The organism is Marinicella gelatinilytica, from assembly GCF_026410405.1.
In the GTDB taxonomy this organism is placed as follows: Bacteria; Pseudomonadota; Gammaproteobacteria; order Xanthomonadales; family Marinicellaceae; genus Marinicella; species Marinicella gelatinilytica.
The window spans coordinates 1-18874 of the sequence record NZ_JAPMLN010000022.1; the positions used below are offsets into that span (position 1 = coordinate 1).

The window sequence follows — 18874 nt, forward strand, 5'->3', positions numbered from 1 at the left end:
TAGCAGCCGCTGCCTTCAACTTTGCTAAGTTGTTGAAGGCTTTTTATTGGGCCTTGAATAAATTCACTACAAATACCCGCCAATGTCTAATTTATTCACCAAGTTCATTGGTGCTGAAGTGAATTCTTCAGGTTCGACTAAAGTAGAATAAGGCCTCAAATGATCTGTTCATATTTTTATTCACAATGTTTTGTTTTTATAACCCATTGCCGGCTCATATTAAATCTTCGCTGATGGGTTGCCAGCTGACTATCCCTGTCACCAAAGGGCGTTTAAATTTAGGCACCTGGCAAGGTATTTATCTCTGTGAACACCGTGACCGTGGGCATCATCGGCGTTTGGTGCTGACAGTACAATCATAAATAAGCGGGCTTGTTCCGGTTGGTTCATTTGGCGATAATAACGACTTTCTGAGGGCTTTTAATAGTTTAATGACCAAAGAGCGCATTTATAACATTGGTGACTTGGCTGATCTGGCACAGCTGAGTGGCCAGTTTCTGAATCAATTATCAGCCGGTGATGTGGTGTTTTTAAGCGGTGATTTGGGTGCCGGTAAAACCACCTTTTGTCAGCTTTTGTTGCAAGCTGCCGGCGTTACTGAGCCGGTAAAAAGCCCTACCTATGCCCTGTATAACCATTATCAGGTTGATAAAAAGTCCTTTATACACATGGATTTATACCGTCTCAGCGATCCTGAGGAGCTGTATTTTTTGGACATCGAATGGATTTTAAATGGGCAGCATATTGTTCTGGTTGAGTGGCCGTCTAAGGGTGAAGGTATATTGCCCAAGCCGAACTGGCGCTTAGATTTCGACTGGAAAAACAGCCAAAGAACCTTAACAATCACATAAGTTATACAGTGTATCTCCTTGATTTTAGTCAAAAAGCACTTGATATTGTTTGGTTTTATTATTAAACTTTAGTCGATTATTGAGTTGTTTCATGAATGCGATGTCTTTTTTACAGCGATTAACTTGTATATCTGCTTTGATGTTGGCCACTGTGGCCGGCGCTCAAAAAGCCGATATCGAAAGTGTGCGCGTCTGGAGCGGACCCGATCATACCCGAGCAGTCTTCGATATCAGTGCCCAGGCCGACTATAAACTATTTGAATTAGACAATCCGCCAAGGGTGGTGATTGATGTTGCAGCCGGCCGTTTAAAAACCAATTTAAACCTGCCTAAAAATCGTGACATTAAAGGCATTCGTTATAGCGAAAACAAGGAGCGGGTTCGTTTGGTACTGGATTTGGAAAAAGACTTTAAACCGAAAAGCTTTCTGCTGAAACCCACCGGCAAATATGGCCATCGTTTGGTGGTTGATCTCAACCATAAACAGACCCAGGAACAAAAAACTGTGGCCCAAGTGGTGCCTGAAAACCGTGACGTCCTGGTGGCCATTGATGCCGGTCATGGCGGTGAAGATCCCGGTGCCATTGGCGCATCCGGCACCTATGAAAAAGATGTCACCTTAAACATTGCTAAAGCTCTGGCCAAAAAAATCAATGCCCAAGAAGGCATGAAGGCGATGATTATCCGCGATGGTGACTATTATATTAAGTTACGCGATCGCTTTAAAAAAGCCCGTGATCAACGTGCTGATCTATTTGTCTCAATTCATGCCGATGCTTTTCACAGTTCATCGGTTAATGGTGCCAGTGTTTATGTCTTATCGCAACGCGGTGCCAGTTCAGAGGCTGCTAAGTGGTTGGCAGATTCTGAAAACCAGGCCGATTCCATTGGTGGTGTTAAAATTGAGGACAAACGCGACATGCTGTCACAAGTGCTTTACGACCTGTCACAAAATGCGGCCATGGAAGAAAGTCACAAAGCGGGCCAAGCGGTTTACAGTGCTTTAAAAAACAAAGTTAAATTACACGGTCGCGGTTTCGGTCAAGCGGCCTTTATTGTTTTGAAATCGCCGGATGTACCTTCGATGCTGATTGAAACCGGCTACATCAGTAACCCCGATGATGAGAAAAACCTCAAAAATCCGGCACATATCGATAAACTCACCACCCAAATTGCCACCGGCATCCAAAACTATTTCTATCAAAGCCCACCGCCACGAACCTGGATAGCTGCCCAGGCCAAAGCCAAAAAACACGTGGTACAATCCGGTGACACCCTCAGCGGCATCGCCAGCACCAACGGCACCAGTATCGACACCATTAAGTCCATCAACAATAAAAGCAATAACTCAGTCATGGTCGGCGAAGTGTTGTTTTTGCCGCAGTGATTGTGTTAATTCTGATTGACTGAACAAACATTCCTTTAAATCTCTTCAATGAATTTAAATATAAGCCGAAATATAAGTTGTTAATAGAATACAGTTATTCAATTATGTCCAAAGCTAAACTCGCACATGTTGTTTGCAGTCCGTAAATTATGAGTTTTGGCACAGTTTAATCAATTTTGATTATGCTAAACTAATTATTTTGGAGCCTGATTGATGAAAGTAATTGCGGTAATTTTTCTTGTTTTAGGCATGTGTCCTTCAATGGCCATAGAAACGTGTCATAAAAGTAGTGGCGTCGAGGATGATTTTACAGCCAATGATGAAGCCTTAGAGAAAGAAGTTTACTGGCTTATTGATTTATCTAAGCAATTACTTAAACATAATGATGTCAATATCAATTTAATCGCACTGAGTCATCTTAATTCGATTTCCGCTGATGAGTTGAGTTTTGAAATTGAAACGCCAATTTTGGACTCAACAATTAAATTAGCGATACTCAATAAAGCCATAGACAGTCCGATTGCTTCCACATCAACCCTGCTGACTGCCAGGTCAATATGCAAAGGGTTAGATAAGCACGAACAATGTGATGTTGAAAGATTTAATCAGAAATTATTTTATCAAGATCCTGATAATTTAAATATATACCTCGATGAGTTGGAACAGGCGTTCAATGACATGGATCTGGACACCATCGATATTCTTTTACAGCAAATGAGTGAAGCTAAACACAGCCGAATGTTTAACTCTTTTACTCGTGAGCTCGTTGATGCCATTGATGACTATATATTGGCCAATCCAGTTGACGCTGAAATTTTGAAATCATTGAATCAAATGGATATTCATCAATTGGAGCTTAATCAATCTAAATTTGATGCAGATACTATAATGAAGCAAAATGCGTTAATAACTTATGTTGCTGTAAGCTATATGAATATGCCGGCCTTGAGACCCTTGTCTCTTGCTTGCCAGGAGTTTCAGAAAGACCTGAGTCAATGTAAAAAAATAGCTAATATAATGATTACGAATAGTGATACAGGTTTGATGACAATGTTGGGTTATGGTTTGGCTGAAAAATTCGATGAAATTTCAGGTGACACCAAGTCGCTCATTAAAAGTCAGGTTGCATTAGAAGACTTCAAAGATTATCAAAGATGCATCGTTCAAAATCATGCGCTGGGTGATAATGACATGGTAATGCTTGATCCAAAGCTTTCAGCCATCATGACCCAGGACAATCATGAGGGCGCAAATTTAGAACGCGCTGCCTTGTACTTATATGATAAGTATAAAGACACGCATGAGACAGCCGTTGACCCAAGAAATTGTGGCCCGCGTTATGTTGACGTTGACGAATTAACAAAAACTAATTAATGTTTTCGACTTGCTGTGATGACCACTTGAACTCAGACGAATAGATGAATCTGCAACGCAATGCCACAAAATCTGGATTATTTATCCCAACTTTGTAGATGAATCACGATTTTCTGAACTTAGAAAACAAACCACCACTTGGATGATTGGATGCTAATTTTTGGAAAGACTCGTAATCATCGAAAATATGAAATTCAGTTACATTTTCCCAAGCGATATAAGTCTCTACTTCGCCTAACCAGTTATATAAACCCATAATGCTTTCTGGTTGTTTGCCAATAATAAATGTACGATTGGCAATTTCTTCAACATTTTTAACCAGCATTGAAGTGGGATATTTAACATCGCCACCCATTACATAAATAACTAAGAATTTACCTATTAAGTCTATGGTTTGGGTCATTTTTGATCTCCTGTAAATGATACAGAGCGAGTAGCTGATAAAATAATGATTGAGATTAATGGCTTCATTATAAAAATTCAAAGCATTATTCAAGTTTTAGGTGCCAAATTAATCCAATACTTTATTATATAATACAAATCACATTATATATTACATTTCCTTATACATAAGAGTGCTTCTATGACACGTTATTTTTCTTTTTGGCTGTTGGTTTTTTCTTTATTTAGTGTGGCAGCTGTGGCCAATCCCGGCTATTTCCGTTCACCGGCATTGCAGGGTGATACCTTGGTGTTCACTGCTGAGGGTGATTTATGGTTGGCTGATATTAGCTCAGGTCAGACCCAGCGACTCACCACCCATCCGGCCGAAGAAAAACAAGCGGCGATTTCACCGGATGGGCAATGGATTGCTTTTAGTGCGGATTATGAAGGCGCCACGGAAGCTTATGTGATTCCACGAAACGGCGGGGTGGCGAAGCGTTTGAGTTATGAGCAGGCGATGGTTTCTGTTCAGGGCTGGACGCCGAATGGTGAAGTGATATACAGCACCAACGGTCGTATGGGGGTTCCGGGTAGTTGGGGTTTGGTGACCATTGATCCAAATACCTTACAGTCTCAACAAGTGCCTTTGACCGATGCCATTGAGGGCGTGGTGGATGATAAGGGTGAATATGTTTACTTTGTCCGGTTTGGCTTACAAGTGTCTGCGGATAACGTTAAAGTCTATCGCGGTGGTGGTCAAGGTAAACTGTGGCGTTACCGTCTGGGATCCGACCAGGAAGCCGTCGCTTTAGCGTCAGATCATATCGGTTCGATTCGTCAGCCGATGGTGTCGCAAGATCAGGTTTATTTTATCAGTGATGCCAGTGGTACAGATAATATTTGGTCGTTACCGATAGGTGGTGGTCAGCCGCAACAACTCACTGAATTTTCTGATTTTGAAGTGCGTTCGGCTAAGTTCTCAGATAACAAGATTGTTTTTCAGCAGGGTGCTGATATTAAGTTATTGAATGTAGCAGACCAATCGATCCAAACTTTAAAACTTAATTTGGTTTCAGATTTTCCGCATCTGCGTGAGCACTGGGACAATAAACCGTTAAAATACCTGACCAGTGCCAAGTTGGCAGGCAAAACTGATCAAGTGGTACTAACCGCCCGGGGCCAGGTGGCGGTGGCCGGTGGTCAACAGCTGCGTTTGGCAGAAATTAATACCGGTAAAGATTCAAGAACCCGGGAAGCCGTTTTAAGCCATGATGGTCGCTGGATATATGCCATCAATGACCGTACCGGTGAACATGAAATTTGGCGTTTTGCCGCTGATGGTTCTGATCAGGCAAAGCAATTAACCGATGATGGTGAAATTTTCAGATGGGGTTTGTATTTATCACCGGATGGCCAATGGTTGGCCCATGATGATAAAGCCGGACGATTATGTTTACTGGATTTAGCAAGTGGTAAGAATCGACTTATTTTGGATGATAATATAGGTTTGGATGCCTATCGTGACGTGGTGTGGTCTCATGACAGCCAATTGTTAGCCATTACCCGTAATCATATTAACGATGAGCGCAGCCGTATTCAACTGTATGACGTTAACAATAATCGAACGATGGTTCTGACCTCAGATAAATATGCCTCCTATTCACCGGCCTTTAGTGCCGATGGTGATTGGCTCTATTTTTTGTCAGATCGCAATTTTAATGGCAGCCCGGGACATCCTTGGGGTGATCGCAACACCGGCAGCCAGTTCGACCGCAGGACCGAAGTCTATGCCTATGCTTTGAATGAAAACGCCCGTTTTCCTTTTCAAGCGGCCAATGAACTGATAAGTGCTAAAACAAATAAAAAGGATAATAAATCTAAAAACAAACCCAAAGATAAGCAAGTCAAAATTGAATGGCAGGGCTTAACATCGCGCTTATGGCAAGTACCTGTGGCAGCCGGTAATTATTCGAAATTATTGGTCAATGACAAATTTATTTACTTGAAAGATTTAACCCTTGGTCCAGACACTAAACCTGATCTTAAGTCACTTAAACTGGAATTTGACGCCAAGCCAACAGCATTCACCGATCAGGTAGAAGACTTTCAGCTCAGCTTAGATGGTGAAAAGATGATGGTGCGTAAGGCTGAGAACGAAAACACCAGCCTGTTTATCATACCGGCGGTGGAGGCCTTTCCTAAAGATGAAAAAGTGGTCAGTGAAGCCAAAATAGTCACAGAGAATTGGCAGTTATTACTTGATCCGCAAAAAGAATGGCGACAGATTTTTTTCGATACCTGGTTAATGCACCGTGATTCTTTATTCGATGCCAATATGCGCGGTTTGAATTGGACAGATGTCCAACAAAAATACCGGCCCTTATTGGCGCGTATTACTGATCGCTATGAATTGAACGATGTTTTGGGGCAAATGACCGGTGAGCTCAATGCTTTACACTCCCAAGTGCGCGGTGGTGATGTGCCGGAAGACAGCGAAAGCCCGAAAGCCGCCACGTTAGGTGCGCAGCTTGTTGAAGATAAAGACGGTGTTCGTATCAAAGAAATTTATCAATACGACCCAGAATTACCCAGTTTAGGCTCGCCCTTGGCTTTGGCCGGTGTGGATGCCCAAAACGGCGATGTGATTGTTAACGTCAATGGTGCTGCGACACCGACATTAGCCGCCTTAGGACGGCAACTCCGTAATCAGGCCGGTAAACAAGTGTTGTTAGAACTGAAACGTGGCAAAAACACCCACAAAACCATGGTCAAACCGGTGTCCACACAGGATGATAACCGTCTGCGTTATCAGCATTGGGTTAACAGTAAACGCAAAACTGTTGAGCAGCAGAATCCTGATATTGGCTACTTGCATATTTATGCCATGAGTGGCGGTGACTTTGCCAACTTCACCCGGGAGTTTTATGCCCTTTACGATAAGCCAGCATTAATTATTGATGTTCGGCGTAATCGTGGCGGTAATGTCGATAGTCTGATACTGGAAAAATTGCTGCGCCGTAACTGGATGTACTGGCAGGGCACCCGTGGCGAAGCCTATGGCAATATGCAACAAAGCTTTGCGGGCCACTTGGTGGTGTTGGCCGACCAATTCACCTATTCAGATGGTGAGACCTTTACCGCCGGTGTTAAAGCCATGGATTTGGGCACTGTTATCGGTAAACAAACCGCCGGTGCCGGCGTTTGGCTCAGTGGCCGCAACCGGGTGTCAGACAATGGTATCGCCCGGGTGGCGGAATACCCGGTCTATGATACGGAAGGAAACTGGGTGGTGGAAGGCCACGGCGTCACCCCGGATATTGAGGTGGATAATTTACCCCATGCCACCTTTATGGGCGAAGACGCACAATTAGAAGCCGCCATGAAACTACTGCAACAAAAGCTTAAAGAGGAACCGATAATACCTTTTAAAGCTAAAGGGTTTCCGCCGGTTGATCAGCCGGCCATGGATGTCAGAAGATAACACTCGGGCATTTTTAAAAGGCCGTCTGTATGGATGGTCTTTTTCTAATGTAATTTATCGTGGCAGATTAAGGCAGAGACTTGGTCAGTTAATTACTTATTTGGCTATTCGACGATTATTCTTTTATGAATATCTTGATTAAACAACTTTATTTTTATGGACATACATATGGATTCAATAAAAGATGCCCAAAAAGACATGCGGACGGCTTATTTCGACGGTTTTCCGGGTGTTCTGGCTTCTGGTTTAGTTTGGTTAACGTCGGGTTTTATGGCGCTTATGGTGAGCCCCAAAGCCGGTATGTTGGGCTTGGTTCTGGGCGGCATGTTGATTTTCCCTTTGTCAGTGCTGTTGTGTAAATTGTTTGGTTGCAGCGGTCAGCATGATAAAGCCAACCCTTTAGCACCTTTGGCCTTCGAAAATACCTTTTGGATGTTGTTGTCTATCCCGATTGCGATCGTGGTATTTTTTTATATGGAAATTTGGTTTTATCCGGCCATGCTGCTGATTATTGCCGGTCGCTATTTAACCTTTAATACACTGTATGGCACACGATTATATTACCTGCTGGCGGGGCTGTTTGTTTTATCCGCCTGGCTTTTGGTGCAATTTAAAGCACCAGTTTATGCAGGTGGCCTGTTGGGTGGCGCGGTCGAAATTGGTTTTGCGTTATTGATGTATTTACGACTCAAAAACAATCATTCTTAAAAACAGCAGCCAGGCACGCATACACCGGAATCTTAATAACCAGACTGTCCCAATGTAGGCATGAAACTATTCAAAACTATTTTTAAAAATCAAATCCAAACCCAAATCAATCCGACTAAGTGAAACAATGTAGTCATAGTTATTGTTGGGGCTTGCCATGTAGCCAGAATTCACTAAAAACTGATTGTCATCAATGACACAGGATGTTAACAGTCCGGTAAAGTCAGGTGATAGGGGATCGGCATCTAAAATGGCCACCCCAAAATCGCCAAAATCAAAATCTTGGAAGCCATCAGGGTTTAAGCGAACAAAGGTGGGGTAATAAAAGTCGTTAGTAGAATCATAATTAATACCGCATAATAACATCTTGCCATCCTCTTGGAGGGCTATATCATAAACCGCTGCAGCATCGTTCATGGAGACTGCTGCAATGCCATTAAAACCAAAATTGTTATTCATACTTCCGTCGGGATTCAAGCCAGCAATTGACATACTAGGATTATCATTGTTTAAAGACGCGCCAGCAATAAATAATTGTTGGTTGTCAGTCAGTAGGCCGGTTAGGGCTGAATCTTCTTGGTTGGGCATTAAATCAATGGGGATGATTCTAAAACCGGTGGCATTAAAAGTGGTATCAAATGAACCATCATTATTTAATCGAGCCGCATAAAAGTCTAAATTATTGAGGCCATCTACATTAACAGACCCTGTGACCAGGATTTTATTACCAGCGGCTGCCTCTATAAAAGTAGCAGATCCATCGAGGCCGTTGATATTTAGCTGTTTTATCCCGGTTAAGTTAAATGAATTATCGAGTTGGCCATTGGGTAATAATCGAATAACAGTCGATCCTTGTGAATAGTGGTTTGAATTGGCCGCAATCAGCACTTTACCCAATGGGTCAGTTTTGATCATGTAACCTAAATTGTACGAATTGGGCGCATTACCGATTTGTATGGTGGTTTTGCCATCTCCCGAGAAGCTGGAATCCAAAGTACCGTCGGTATTAAATCTGGCAATAGCAATAACTTTCCCAGAGCTATCACCATTTTCTATATCACCTAGTAATAAGATTTTTCCATCCTCTTGAACATAAATTGTTCTTAGCTTATCGTCATCTCCGTTATTTGGCGTATTAAAATTAGCGGTGGCGATACCATCAAAGTTGAACGAAGTGTCTAAACTACCATCAGGCAAATGACGTGAAAGCTGCCAGAAATAATCACCGTTAGGAGCCGCGTTATTAGAGCCTAAGTAGTATGTGCCGGCAGGACCCAATGCAACACCATAGCCGGTTTCATAGATGCTCGGATCTGAATTGAAGTTGAATTTTTTAACCCCGCCATCACCAAAGCTAGGATCATAATCGCCGGGTTCGGCAAGAGATGTTAAAGAGAACAGTAAAAGCACAGCAGCCAATTTATTCATCAGAACCTTCCTCAATTTAGTTCTATAATTATATACGACATAAATAATTAAAAAATACATAAATCATATGCTTGAGAAGCGGATTGTCAAAAATGTGAACCGCGTATCAGATTCGCATGGCTCAATGACGAATAACTTTACCAAAGTTCAACTTAGCTAAATTTATTAAAACCAGCTAATCAAAGCCGATTTGAGTCAATTAAGGACAGTCATCAATTTAGTTGTGGTTCTATCCGGCCATGCTGCTGATTATTGCCGGTCGCTATTTAACCTTTAATACACAGTAGGGCACACGATTATATTACCTGCTGGCGGGGCTGTTGGTTTTATCCGCCTGGCTTTTAGTGCAATTTAAAGCGCTAGTTTATGCAGGTGGCCTATTGGGTGGCGCGGTCGAAATTGGTTTTGTGTTATTGGATTTTTTAGAAGCAAAAAATCCAATAATTAGTTCAGCGTAAAGATAAAGTAAGACAGATTCAGTAATTGTCTAAGATGAAACCTTGGTATCTATTGTTTATAATCACTATCGATTCATTTTAAATTTGTAGGTTGCCATGTCGAATTTCTTGAAGTCTCAATTACTTGTTGTGATGATTATAATTGGTGTCAATTTTAATTCTAGTTCTGCAGCAGGTTTACCTGAAGGAGAAGGACGTAAAGTGGTTGAGGCAATGTGTACAAGTTGTCATGCGGTTAATCGTATTACGGAAAGCAAGGGGTACAGTCGTGAACATTGGTTGGCACTGACCGATACCATGATTGACTTATCAAGCGATCAAACCAATCGTGCGCTTATTGCTGATTATCTGGCAAACAACTTTCCACCTAATGAACGCCGGGCACCGACCTTGGTTGATGGTGATGTCAATATTAAATTTAAGGAATGGGTGGTACCGACGCTTGGTCAACGGTCTCGTGATCCGGTGGAAGCCCCGGATGGCAACATTTGGTGGGTTGGTCAATGGGGTAATTTGATGGGTCGTATTGACCCAACAACCGGTGATATGAAGGAATATCCATTGCCTGCAGGTGCCATGCCACATTCGGTGACGCCTGATAAAGAAGGCAATATGTGGTACATGGGTAATAAGAACGGCACGGTGGGTCGTTTGGATGCCGAAACAGGTGACATTAAAGTCTATGCTATGCCCGATTCAAAGGCTCGTGATCCGCATACCGGGGTTTTTGATAAGCAGGGTATTTTGTGGTTTACCTTGCAACATTCGAACCGTGTTGGTCGGCTTGACCCAAGTACCGGCGACATTGAAATAAAAGAGTTGCCAAATGCGGGTTCACGACCCTATGGCATAAAAGTGGCTGATTCAGGGGATCTGTGGGTGGCTTGTAATGGCAGTAATTGTTTGGTTAAAGTGGATGCAAAAACCATGGATCTAGAGGAGATTAAGCTGCCTCATGAAGACACCACAGTCAGACGCTTAGACATCGCTGAAGATGGCATGATTTGGTATGTGAATTCAGGACGAGGTCGATTAGGGCGTTATAACCCGGATAATGGTGAAATTAAAGAATGGCCATCACCCAGTGGTCCGCGCTCTCATCCTTATGCCATTGAGGTGTTGAATGGCATCGTTTGGTACAACGAATCAGCAATGCGCCCAGATCCTTTGGTGCGTTTTGACCCTGCCACAGAAACCTTTCAAAGTTGGGTCATCCCATCCGGTGATTTCTATGCCGGTATTTTGCGGCATATGCGGCCCACCAAAGACGGAGATTTATTGATTCACCAAAGTGGCACCAATCGCATAATCCGGGTGGAAATTGAGGACTGAAAAAGAAATGGTATAAGCAATGATTAATCAGATTGTCTTAATATCGGGTAACAGCTACATCAGTTAACAGCTGCCATGACTTCCGGCCTATTTTGCGTTCTTGGCGGTATTTTCTGTTTATAAATGCGGGTGTTTGGTGTACTGTATATTTCATTTTTAATTGAGAGGATTGATATGCTGAGAAAAGCATCTGTTTTTATGGCAATAACATTACTGGCGATGTCGCTGAGTGTTTCTGCTAAGTTGCCTAAGGGCATTGAAAAAGTCACTTCGGTGGAAGGTATTACCGAATATACAATGGATAATGGTTTACAAATACTGTTATTCCCGGATCCGACCCAGGAAACCATCACCGTTAATGTCACTTATCATGTGGGCTCTAAGCATGAAAATTATGGTGAAACCGGGATGGCGCATTTGTTGGAGCATTTGGTGTTTAAAGGCACGCCGAATCACCCGAATATTCCGAAAGAGCTGACCGATCACGGTGCTGAGCCCAATGGCACCACCTGGACTGATCGCACCAATTATTTTGAGACATTTACTGCCACCGATGAAAACTTAAATTGGGCGTTGGATTTAGAAGCCGATCGTATGGTCAATTCATTTATTGCCAAAGAAGATTTGGACAGTGAAATGACCGTTGTTCGTAATGAATTAGAAAATGGTGAGAACAATCCGATTCGGGTTTTGATTGAGCGCATGTTGGCCATTTCTTATGATTGGCATAATTACGGCAAAACCACCATTGGTGCACGCAGTGATTTAGAGAATGTTGACATCAGTAATCTTCAGGCTTTTTATAAAAAATACTATCAACCGGATAATGCCACACTGATTGTGGCCGGTAAAATCGATGAAGCCAAAACTTTAAAATTAATCAGCAAATATTTTGGTAAATTGAAAAAACCAAAACGTGAACTAACGCCTTTATACACTGAAGATAATGTCAAAGACGGTGAGCGTACTGTCACGGTCCGTCGTCCCGGTGATGTGCAAGTGGTGGCAGCGACTTATCATATTCCGGCTGGCGTCGATCCGATGTTTCCGGCGGTGGAAGTGATGACCCAAATTATGGCCGATTCAAGTTCAGGTCGATTGCATGAAAGCTTGGTGAAAAAGGATTTAGCGGCCAATGCCTTTGGTTTTGCTTTTCAATGGGCTGAACCTGGGGTGGTGAATTTTATGGCGCAAGTGGCCAAAGACAAAGATTTGCAAGCAGCGGTGGATGCTTTATTAGCGACCTTAGAAAATGTGGCAGAAGAACCGATTACCGAAGCTGAAGTTAATCAAGCTAAAGCCGCATTAATTAAACAGTTTGAACTGGCTTTTAATTCATCTGAGCGCATTGCCTTAAGCTTAAGCGATTGGGTTGGTATGGGCGATTGGCGCTTGATGTTTTTAAACCGAGATCGTCTCGAAGCGGTGGACCAAGCCCAGGTACAAAAAGCGGCAGAATCTTTCTTAATTGAATCAAACCGGAGTTTAGGTCGTTTTATCCCAACTCAGGACCCGGTTCGAGCAGACTCCATTAAGCGTTTTAGCGATGATGAAATCGCAGCCATGGTGAAAGATTATCAAGGCCGTGAAGCGGTTACCATGGGTGAAGACTTTGATCCCTCGTTTGATAATATTGACAGTCGAACTGAGAATACCCAATTAAATCAAGGCACACCGGTGGCAATGTTAGCGAAGAAAACCCGTGGTGAATCTGTTGTTATGCGGGTGCGTTTGGACATGGGTAATTTGGAAGATTTACGTAATATGTCTGTGATTGGTGATTTAACCGCCGGTATGTTGGATCGTGGTACCGAAAATTATACCCGCCAAGAATTGAAAACAGCTTTTGACGAATTGAAAGCCAGTGTTCGCATCTATGGTGGAGCCACTGGTGTAACCGCATCGGTGACCACCACCAAAGAAAATCTGCCTAAAGTAATTGATTTACTGGAAGAAGTGTTTCAAAAACCGGTGTTCGATGATGAGGAGCTCCAAGTTCTTAAACGAGAAATCATTGTTGGTTTAGAGCAACAAAAGCAACAACCAAATTCACAAGTGTTTAGAACCTTAAGTCGTCACGTGTTCCCTTATGAGCCGTCTCATCCGAGCTACCAGATGCCGATTGATGATGAAATTGCCGCCATTGAAGCCGTGACTGTGGCTGATTTAAAAGCCTTCCATCAAGCCAACTATGGCGCACAGGCCGGTGAAATCGCGATTGTCGGTGATTATGATAAAGCTGTTGTGATGAAGGCTTTAAATAACGTATTCGGTGACTGGGCAAGTAAAAATGATTATCAACGTATCGAAAGACAATATGTTGAAGTCGAAGCCATCAATGAATTTATTGATACCCCGGATAAAGCCGGTGCTGCCTTTGGTGTGATGCTAACCATGCCCATTAGCGATGACCATGAGGATTATCCGGCCTTAATGATGGCCAATCAAATGTTCGGCGGTGGTTTTATCAGCAGCCGTTTGGCAAATCGATTACGCCAACAAGATGGTTTAAGTTATGGTGCCGGTTCAAACTTTAATGCCGGTAGCTTTGATCCGGTGGCGACTTTTGTGGCCTACGCCATCAGTGCGCCGGAAAACTTACCCAGAGTAGAAATCGGTTTCAAAGAAGAGTTACAAAAGGCTTTAGATGAGGGCTTTACCGAACAAGAGCTCAGCGATGCCAAACAAGCGGTGTTACAAAATAATGTACTTGATCGGGCAAAAGATTCGCGATTGGCAGGTACTCTACAACGTAATATTGATTTAGATCGTGACATGCAGTGGCAGAAAAAATTAGAACAAGCCATTGAAAGCTTAACGGTTGAGCAAGTCAATGCAGCCTTTAAAAAGCACATTAATCCCGATAGCTTATCCATCGTTAAAGCCGGTGATAAGTCTAAAATTGAGTAAAGTCAACGGATGATGATTAATTGAGACAAAGCCCGATGATGAATCGGGCTTTTTTTATCAAAAAAATGAGTAAACCTATGAAAAACATATCCCCAATAACTCTTTTCTTGTTGATATTTTGTGTGGGCGCAAATGCCCAACAATCAAAATTTAATGACGAATTTCTGCAACAGGTGGCAGAACTGCGTGATGCGGCTTTGACTGATGGTCTGGCTTACGACATCACTGAATCTTTAACCACAGAAGTGGGCGCGCGGTTAGCCGGAAGCCCTCAAGATGCCAAAGCAGTGGCGTGGGCCCAGGCTAAATTTAAGGAACTGGGGTTTGATCGCATCACCACTGAAGCGGCCCCTCTGAAGCGCTGGACCCGGGGTCAAGAAACTGCTGAAATCATCAGTCCGTACCAGCATAAATTGACGATAACTGCTTTAGGTCGTACAAACCCGACACCGGATGAAGGCATCAATGGTGAGGTGGTTCATTTTGCTACTTTGGCTGATTTACAAGCCGCCGACAAATCTGAAGTGGCCGGTAAAATCACCTTTATTAGTGAGCGTATGGAACGCCATAAGGATGGCTCAGGTTATGGTAAAGCCGTTGGCGCCCGTGGTTTAACCGCGCAAGTGACGGCTGAGAAAGGTGGCATTGCGGCCATAATTCGTTCCATCGGTACCGATAACAACCGCACCCCACATACCGGTGCAGCCAGTTATGATGAAGATACCCCTTCAGTGCCTGCGGGTGCGCTTTCTAATCCGGATGCAGATTTGTTGGTTAATGTATTAAAACGTAAACAGCCGGTTACGGTTAAGCTGACTTTAACGTCTCATTGGGATGGTGATTACACCTCACAGAATGTCATTGGCGATATGTTAGGTTCTGAAAAGCCGGAAGAATATATTGTTATTGGCTGTCATCTGGATTCCTGGGATTTGGGCACCGGTGCCATTGATGATGCCTCCGGTTGTGGCATTACCATGGCTGCTGCGAAATTAATTAAAGATAAGTTAGGGCCACTAAAACGGACCATTCGAGTGATCTTATGGGCCAATGAAGAGTATGGTTTATCCGGTGCCATTGCTTATCATGACGCCCATAAAGATGAATTAAGACAGCATATTTTGGGTGGTGAATCAGATTTCGGAGCCGGTGAAATTTATGCCTTGGGTACGCGAGTGGCTGAATCTGCCATGCCAACCATCGATATAATGATGACTTTATTAAAACCTTTGGGTATTGAGTTTGCCGGTAATAACGGCAGTTCTGGTGCTGATTTAATTCCAATGCGCCGTGCCGGTATGGCGGTGTTTGGTTTGAAACAAGATGGTACCGATTATTTTGATTACCACCACACCGCAAACGATACCCTGGATAAGGTTGACCCCAAAGCCCTGGCACAAAATGTCGCTGCCTGGATTGTGGTCACGGCTTTAGCTGCACAAGCAGACCATGATTTTGGTTTTGGCTTAACCGATAAGACTGAATAGATTATTCAGACTATCTTAGTGACAAAAAAAGCCCGCATTTCGCGGGTTTTTTATTTTGTAGGATATGACTTTTGACAGGCGCGGTTTAGCGCTGAATCGTTTACAATCACTTTTTATTGAAAAAGAGGTATTCCATGGATCAACAAATTCCAATTGCTAAAATTATTATTGGTGTGGTGTTTATTGCCATTATTTTATTGGCTTCACGTTTTTGGGTGAGTGTGCCGGCGGGGCATGTCTCTGTTGCCACCTTATTTGGTGAAGTGCAATCAGAAACTTACCCCGAAGGCTTAAACATTCCGGTTAATCCTTTATTTAAATTCCATGAATTTGATGTGCGAGAGAAAACCCATTCCGAATCGGCGCAAGTACCGTCACAAGATCAATTACAGACCACCATTGATGTATCAGTTCAATATCGGCTGAATGGTCAGATGGCGAATATGATTTTAAAGGAAACCGGGTCAATTGACAGCATGATTAAGGTTCAACTGATACCTAAGCTGCGTTCACTATTGCGTGAGCAGGGTAAATCCATTGCCCGGGCTGAGGATTTCTTTTTAGAAGAAACCCAGGAGCGATTACAGACAGATTTAACGTTTGGTTTATCCGAATATTTGGAACCTAAGGGCATACAAGTGTCAGCGGTTCTTATTCGCGACATTTCTTTGCCACCGTTTATCACTAAAGCCATTGAGTCCAAGAAAGAACGTGAACAAGAAGTGGAAAAACAAAAAGCTGAATTAGAACGTTATAAGACTGAGCAGCAACAATTGATTGCAGCGGCTGAAGCGCAACGCCAAGCGGCCGAAGAAGAAGCCACCAAACGTCGCTTATTGGCGGATGCCCAAGCCTATGAAATTGAAAAAATTAATACCGCGATTGGTAGTAACCCCAATTATGTCAAACTACAGGCTTTGGAAGCGCTGAAAAGCATCTCCAAAGATCCTGCCAGTAAAATTTATTTTATCGATAGCAATGCGGCGCAACCTTTGCCGTTAATGCACATGTCTGATGATAAATAAGCAACAAACAGACTTAGGTATGGAATCGTTACAGCCGGATTATTTACGGATTATTCGCTGGATTGGCCTGGTTGTTTGCCTGGTTGTTGTCACCATTCTAAGTGTTGTCTTTGGGGTCTTGTGGTCAATTCCCTGGTATTTTGCTACGGTGGGTTGGATTGTTGTTTTAGCGGTTTTGTTTCTGTTGTTAAATGCCTACCTTAAACATTGGTATCAAAAATACAGTTATCAGTTAGATGATGAGCGATTGGCCATTAATCGGGGTGTGTTTTGGCAACATCAAGTGGCGATACCAATTAGCCGGGTACAGCATGTGGATGTTAACAGCGGGCCCTTAGATCGTCGTTATGACTTAGCCAAATTAGTGGTTAATACCGCCGGCACCCATTATGCCCAAACCAGTCTGCCGGGACTGTCGGTGGAGCAGGCGCATGAATTGCGGGATCAATTACTGACAATGCAAGAGGGCGATACGGTTTGAGTCAGTCTGAATCAAAAAATACGGTTTCACAAAAACCTGAAACAGTTAAGTCTGGGCTTAAAAAGTCTGACTTAAAAACCAAAGGTTATCGTCTGGCACGGGTGTCGCCGATATTTCTGTTTATTGAGGCTGCGAAGAAAAGTATTTTTCCTTTGGTGGCGACTTATTTTGGCACCAGTGGTGGCTTACAAGATCGCATCTTTATTGGCATTGCGGTTTTTGCATCTTTATTTAGTATTGTTCAGTATTGGTTTTTTCATTACTGGTTAGAAGAAGATCGCTTGGTGGTTAAATCGGGTATTGTGTTTAAATCCCTGCGACAAGTGCCTTATGAACGGATTCAGAATATCACCAGCGAGCGAAATGTACTGCATAAATTACTGAATGTCACGACGTTACAATTAGAATCGGCTTCGGGGCAAACGCCTGAAGCACTGATTCGGGTTATTTCTACTGAACAGGCCGAATATATACATCGCTTTATTGCAGATAAAAGCAGTCATATTCAGCAACCTGATGGTGATGAAATCACCGATGAAACAGTGCTGTCAGATGAACAAAACGCTTTATTTTATATGTCGCCTCAACAAGTTCTGCGACGCGGTTTAATTAGTTTGAAGGCGTTATTGCCACTTGGTATTTTGTTCTCTTTCCTATTTCAAAATGTGGCTTTGCGTGAGCAAAGTATGGCTTTTTTAACGCAATTTATTGGTGGTTTTCATATGGAGATGTGGGGCTGGCAAACCTGGGCTTTGTATGGCAGTCTCTGGTTCATTGCCGGTGTCATTGTGTTGTTGATTATTTCCATCGCTTTTGCCTTTTTACAGTTTTATGATTTTACTTTAAACAAAAAAGGTGAGCGATTACACATCACAACCGGACTACTGACCAATCGTCAAGCGACGGTGCCGATTAAACGCATTCAATTGATTCGAATCAGCCAAAGTCCTTTGCACCGCTTATTTGGTCAGGTCACCATTAAAATGGAAACTGCCGGCGGTGTCACCGAAAATAATGCCATGAGCATGCATTGGCTGGCACCATTAATACCGAAAAGCCAAGTGGCGGATTTTTTGAGTCAGATTCAATCTGAAGTTGATTGGCAAGCCATCAACTGGCAACCGGTGGCAGCGAAAGGCAAAAGACGGATGTTTAAAAAGACATTGTTGGTGTTATTGCTTGCTATGGTGCCGGTTGCTTACTTTTTCAGTTGGAAAGCTTTGTTATTATTGCTGCTGATACCCTATTTATACTGGTACTCCGTTCGATACGTCAAAGCCGCGGCTTATACCCATAATAAACAGCTGCTGGGCACACGTCTGGGGGTTTTCTTTCATCACTTTCAGTTTGCCACTATTAATAAAATCCAGAATATTACCTGGCAACAATCACCCTTTGATCGACGTTATGGCATGGCGCGACTGATGGTGGATACCGCCGGTTCTAATCAGATGGCACAACCGGTGCGTTTGTTTTATGTCTATGATTCAGACATAAAACCAATTTACCAAACCTTAACCAAGCAGGTTGCGGACAGTCGATTTGTGTGGTGACAGCAAATCAGCTAT

Annotated in this window: 14 protein-coding genes; 12 read left to right on the forward strand and 2 right to left on the reverse strand. The window is 43.0% G+C overall.

The window, feature by feature from the left end; genetic code table 11:
* Positions 1-233 precede the first annotated feature (233 nt).
* The 4 genes from OS173_RS12605 (at position 234) to OS173_RS12620 (ending at position 3612) form a co-directional block, all read left to right on the forward strand.
* Positions 234-362, forward strand: coding sequence for a YjbQ family protein (locus OS173_RS12605; protein WP_323373193.1), 129 nt, complete (start codon positions 234-236; stop codon positions 360-362).
* A gap of 69 nt (positions 363-431) precedes the next feature.
* Positions 432-851, forward strand: coding sequence for a tRNA (adenosine(37)-N6)-threonylcarbamoyltransferase complex ATPase subunit type 1 TsaE (tsaE, locus tag OS173_RS12610; RefSeq protein ID WP_267184648.1), 420 nt, complete (start codon positions 432-434; stop codon positions 849-851).
* Positions 852-942: 91 nt separating this feature from the next.
* Positions 943-2238, forward strand: coding sequence for an N-acetylmuramoyl-L-alanine amidase (locus OS173_RS12615; protein ID WP_267184649.1), 1296 nt, complete (start codon positions 943-945; stop codon positions 2236-2238).
* A gap of 213 nt (positions 2239-2451) precedes the next feature.
* Positions 2452-3612, forward strand: coding sequence for a hypothetical protein (locus OS173_RS12620; RefSeq protein WP_267184650.1), 1161 nt, complete (start codon positions 2452-2454; stop codon positions 3610-3612).
* A 103-nt stretch (positions 3613-3715) separates the two neighbouring features.
* Here the strand turns inward: OS173_RS12620 and OS173_RS12625 are convergent, their stop codons facing one another.
* Entirely contained in the window at positions 3716-4015 is a 300-nt protein-coding gene (locus OS173_RS12625) for a hypothetical protein (protein ID WP_267184651.1), read from the reverse strand.
* A 180-nt stretch (positions 4016-4195) separates the two neighbouring features.
* Between OS173_RS12625 and OS173_RS12630 the strand changes: the two genes are divergently transcribed.
* On the forward strand, positions 4196-7477 hold the full coding sequence (locus tag OS173_RS12630; RefSeq protein WP_267184652.1) for a S41 family peptidase: 3282 nt from the start codon (positions 4196-4198) through the stop codon (positions 7475-7477).
* Positions 7478-7645: 168 nt separating this feature from the next.
* Complete coding sequence (locus tag OS173_RS12635) at positions 7646-8185, forward strand: DUF7010 family protein (RefSeq protein ID WP_267184653.1); 540 nt, start codon at positions 7646-7648, stop codon at positions 8183-8185.
* Between the two features lie 66 nt (positions 8186-8251).
* On the opposite strand, the gene OS173_RS12640 is transcribed toward OS173_RS12635, so the two are convergent.
* Entirely contained in the window at positions 8252-9673 is a 1422-nt protein-coding gene (locus tag OS173_RS12640) for a delta-60 repeat domain-containing protein (RefSeq protein WP_267184654.1), read from the reverse strand.
* Positions 9674-10203: 530 nt separating this feature from the next.
* Here OS173_RS12640 and OS173_RS12645 point away from each other — a divergent pair.
* The 6 genes from OS173_RS12645 to OS173_RS12670 all read left to right on the forward strand — a co-directional run bounded on the left by OS173_RS12645 (position 10204) and on the right by OS173_RS12670 (position 18859).
* Positions 10204-11403, forward strand: a complete 1200-nt coding sequence (locus tag OS173_RS12645; protein ID WP_267184655.1) for a Vgb family protein — start codon at positions 10204-10206, stop codon at positions 11401-11403.
* A gap of 198 nt (positions 11404-11601) precedes the next feature.
* Entirely contained in the window at positions 11602-14313 is a 2712-nt protein-coding gene (locus OS173_RS12650) for a M16 family metallopeptidase (RefSeq protein WP_267184656.1), read from the forward strand.
* Positions 14314-14390: 77 nt separating this feature from the next.
* Entirely contained in the window at positions 14391-15800 is a 1410-nt protein-coding gene (locus tag OS173_RS12655; protein ID WP_267184657.1) for a M28 family peptidase, read from the forward strand.
* 134 nt (positions 15801-15934) lie between these two features.
* Positions 15935-16825, forward strand: a complete 891-nt coding sequence (locus OS173_RS12660; protein WP_267184658.1) for a prohibitin family protein — start codon at positions 15935-15937, stop codon at positions 16823-16825.
* On the forward strand, positions 16815-17306 hold the full coding sequence (locus tag OS173_RS12665) for a PH domain-containing protein (RefSeq protein ID WP_267184659.1): 492 nt from the start codon (positions 16815-16817) through the stop codon (positions 17304-17306). The genes OS173_RS12660 and OS173_RS12665 overlap by 11 nt, the downstream gene beginning before the upstream one ends.
* Positions 17303-18859, forward strand: a complete 1557-nt coding sequence (locus OS173_RS12670; RefSeq protein WP_267184660.1) for a PH domain-containing protein — start codon at positions 17303-17305, stop codon at positions 18857-18859. Before OS173_RS12665 ends, OS173_RS12670 begins: the two co-directional genes overlap by 4 nt.
* Positions 18860-18874: the final 15 nt, after the last annotated feature.

Bases quoted from the DNA above. Each gene is read 5' to 3' on its own strand.
- OS173_RS12630 (WP_267184652.1), top strand. From the start codon at position 4,196: ATGACACGTTATTTTTCTTTTTGGCTGTTGGTTTTTTCTTTATTTAGT.
- OS173_RS12615 (WP_267184649.1), top strand. From the start codon at position 943: ATGAATGCGATGTCTTTTTTACAGCGATTAACTTGTATATCTGCTTTG.
- OS173_RS12640 (WP_267184654.1), bottom strand. From the start codon at position 9,673: ATGTATTTTTTAATTATTTATGTCGTATATAATTATAGAACTAAATTG.
- OS173_RS12625 (WP_267184651.1), bottom strand. From the start codon at position 4,015: ATGACCCAAACCATAGACTTAATAGGTAAATTCTTAGTTATTTATGTA.
- OS173_RS12605 (WP_323373193.1), top strand. From the start codon at position 234: ATGGGTTGCCAGCTGACTATCCCTGTCACCAAAGGGCGTTTAAATTTA.
- OS173_RS12655 (WP_267184657.1), top strand. From the start codon at position 14,391: ATGAAAAACATATCCCCAATAACTCTTTTCTTGTTGATATTTTGTGTG.
- OS173_RS12645 (WP_267184655.1), top strand. From the start codon at position 10,204: ATGATTATAATTGGTGTCAATTTTAATTCTAGTTCTGCAGCAGGTTTA.
- OS173_RS12660 (WP_267184658.1), top strand. From the start codon at position 15,935: ATGGATCAACAAATTCCAATTGCTAAAATTATTATTGGTGTGGTGTTT.
- OS173_RS12665 (WP_267184659.1), top strand. From the start codon at position 16,815: ATGATAAATAAGCAACAAACAGACTTAGGTATGGAATCGTTACAGCCG.
- OS173_RS12650 (WP_267184656.1), top strand. From the start codon at position 11,602: ATGGCAATAACATTACTGGCGATGTCGCTGAGTGTTTCTGCTAAGTTG.
- OS173_RS12620 (WP_267184650.1), top strand. From the start codon at position 2,452: ATGAAAGTAATTGCGGTAATTTTTCTTGTTTTAGGCATGTGTCCTTCA.
- OS173_RS12635 (WP_267184653.1), top strand. From the start codon at position 7,646: ATGGATTCAATAAAAGATGCCCAAAAAGACATGCGGACGGCTTATTTC.
- tsaE (WP_267184648.1), top strand. From the start codon at position 432: ATGACCAAAGAGCGCATTTATAACATTGGTGACTTGGCTGATCTGGCA.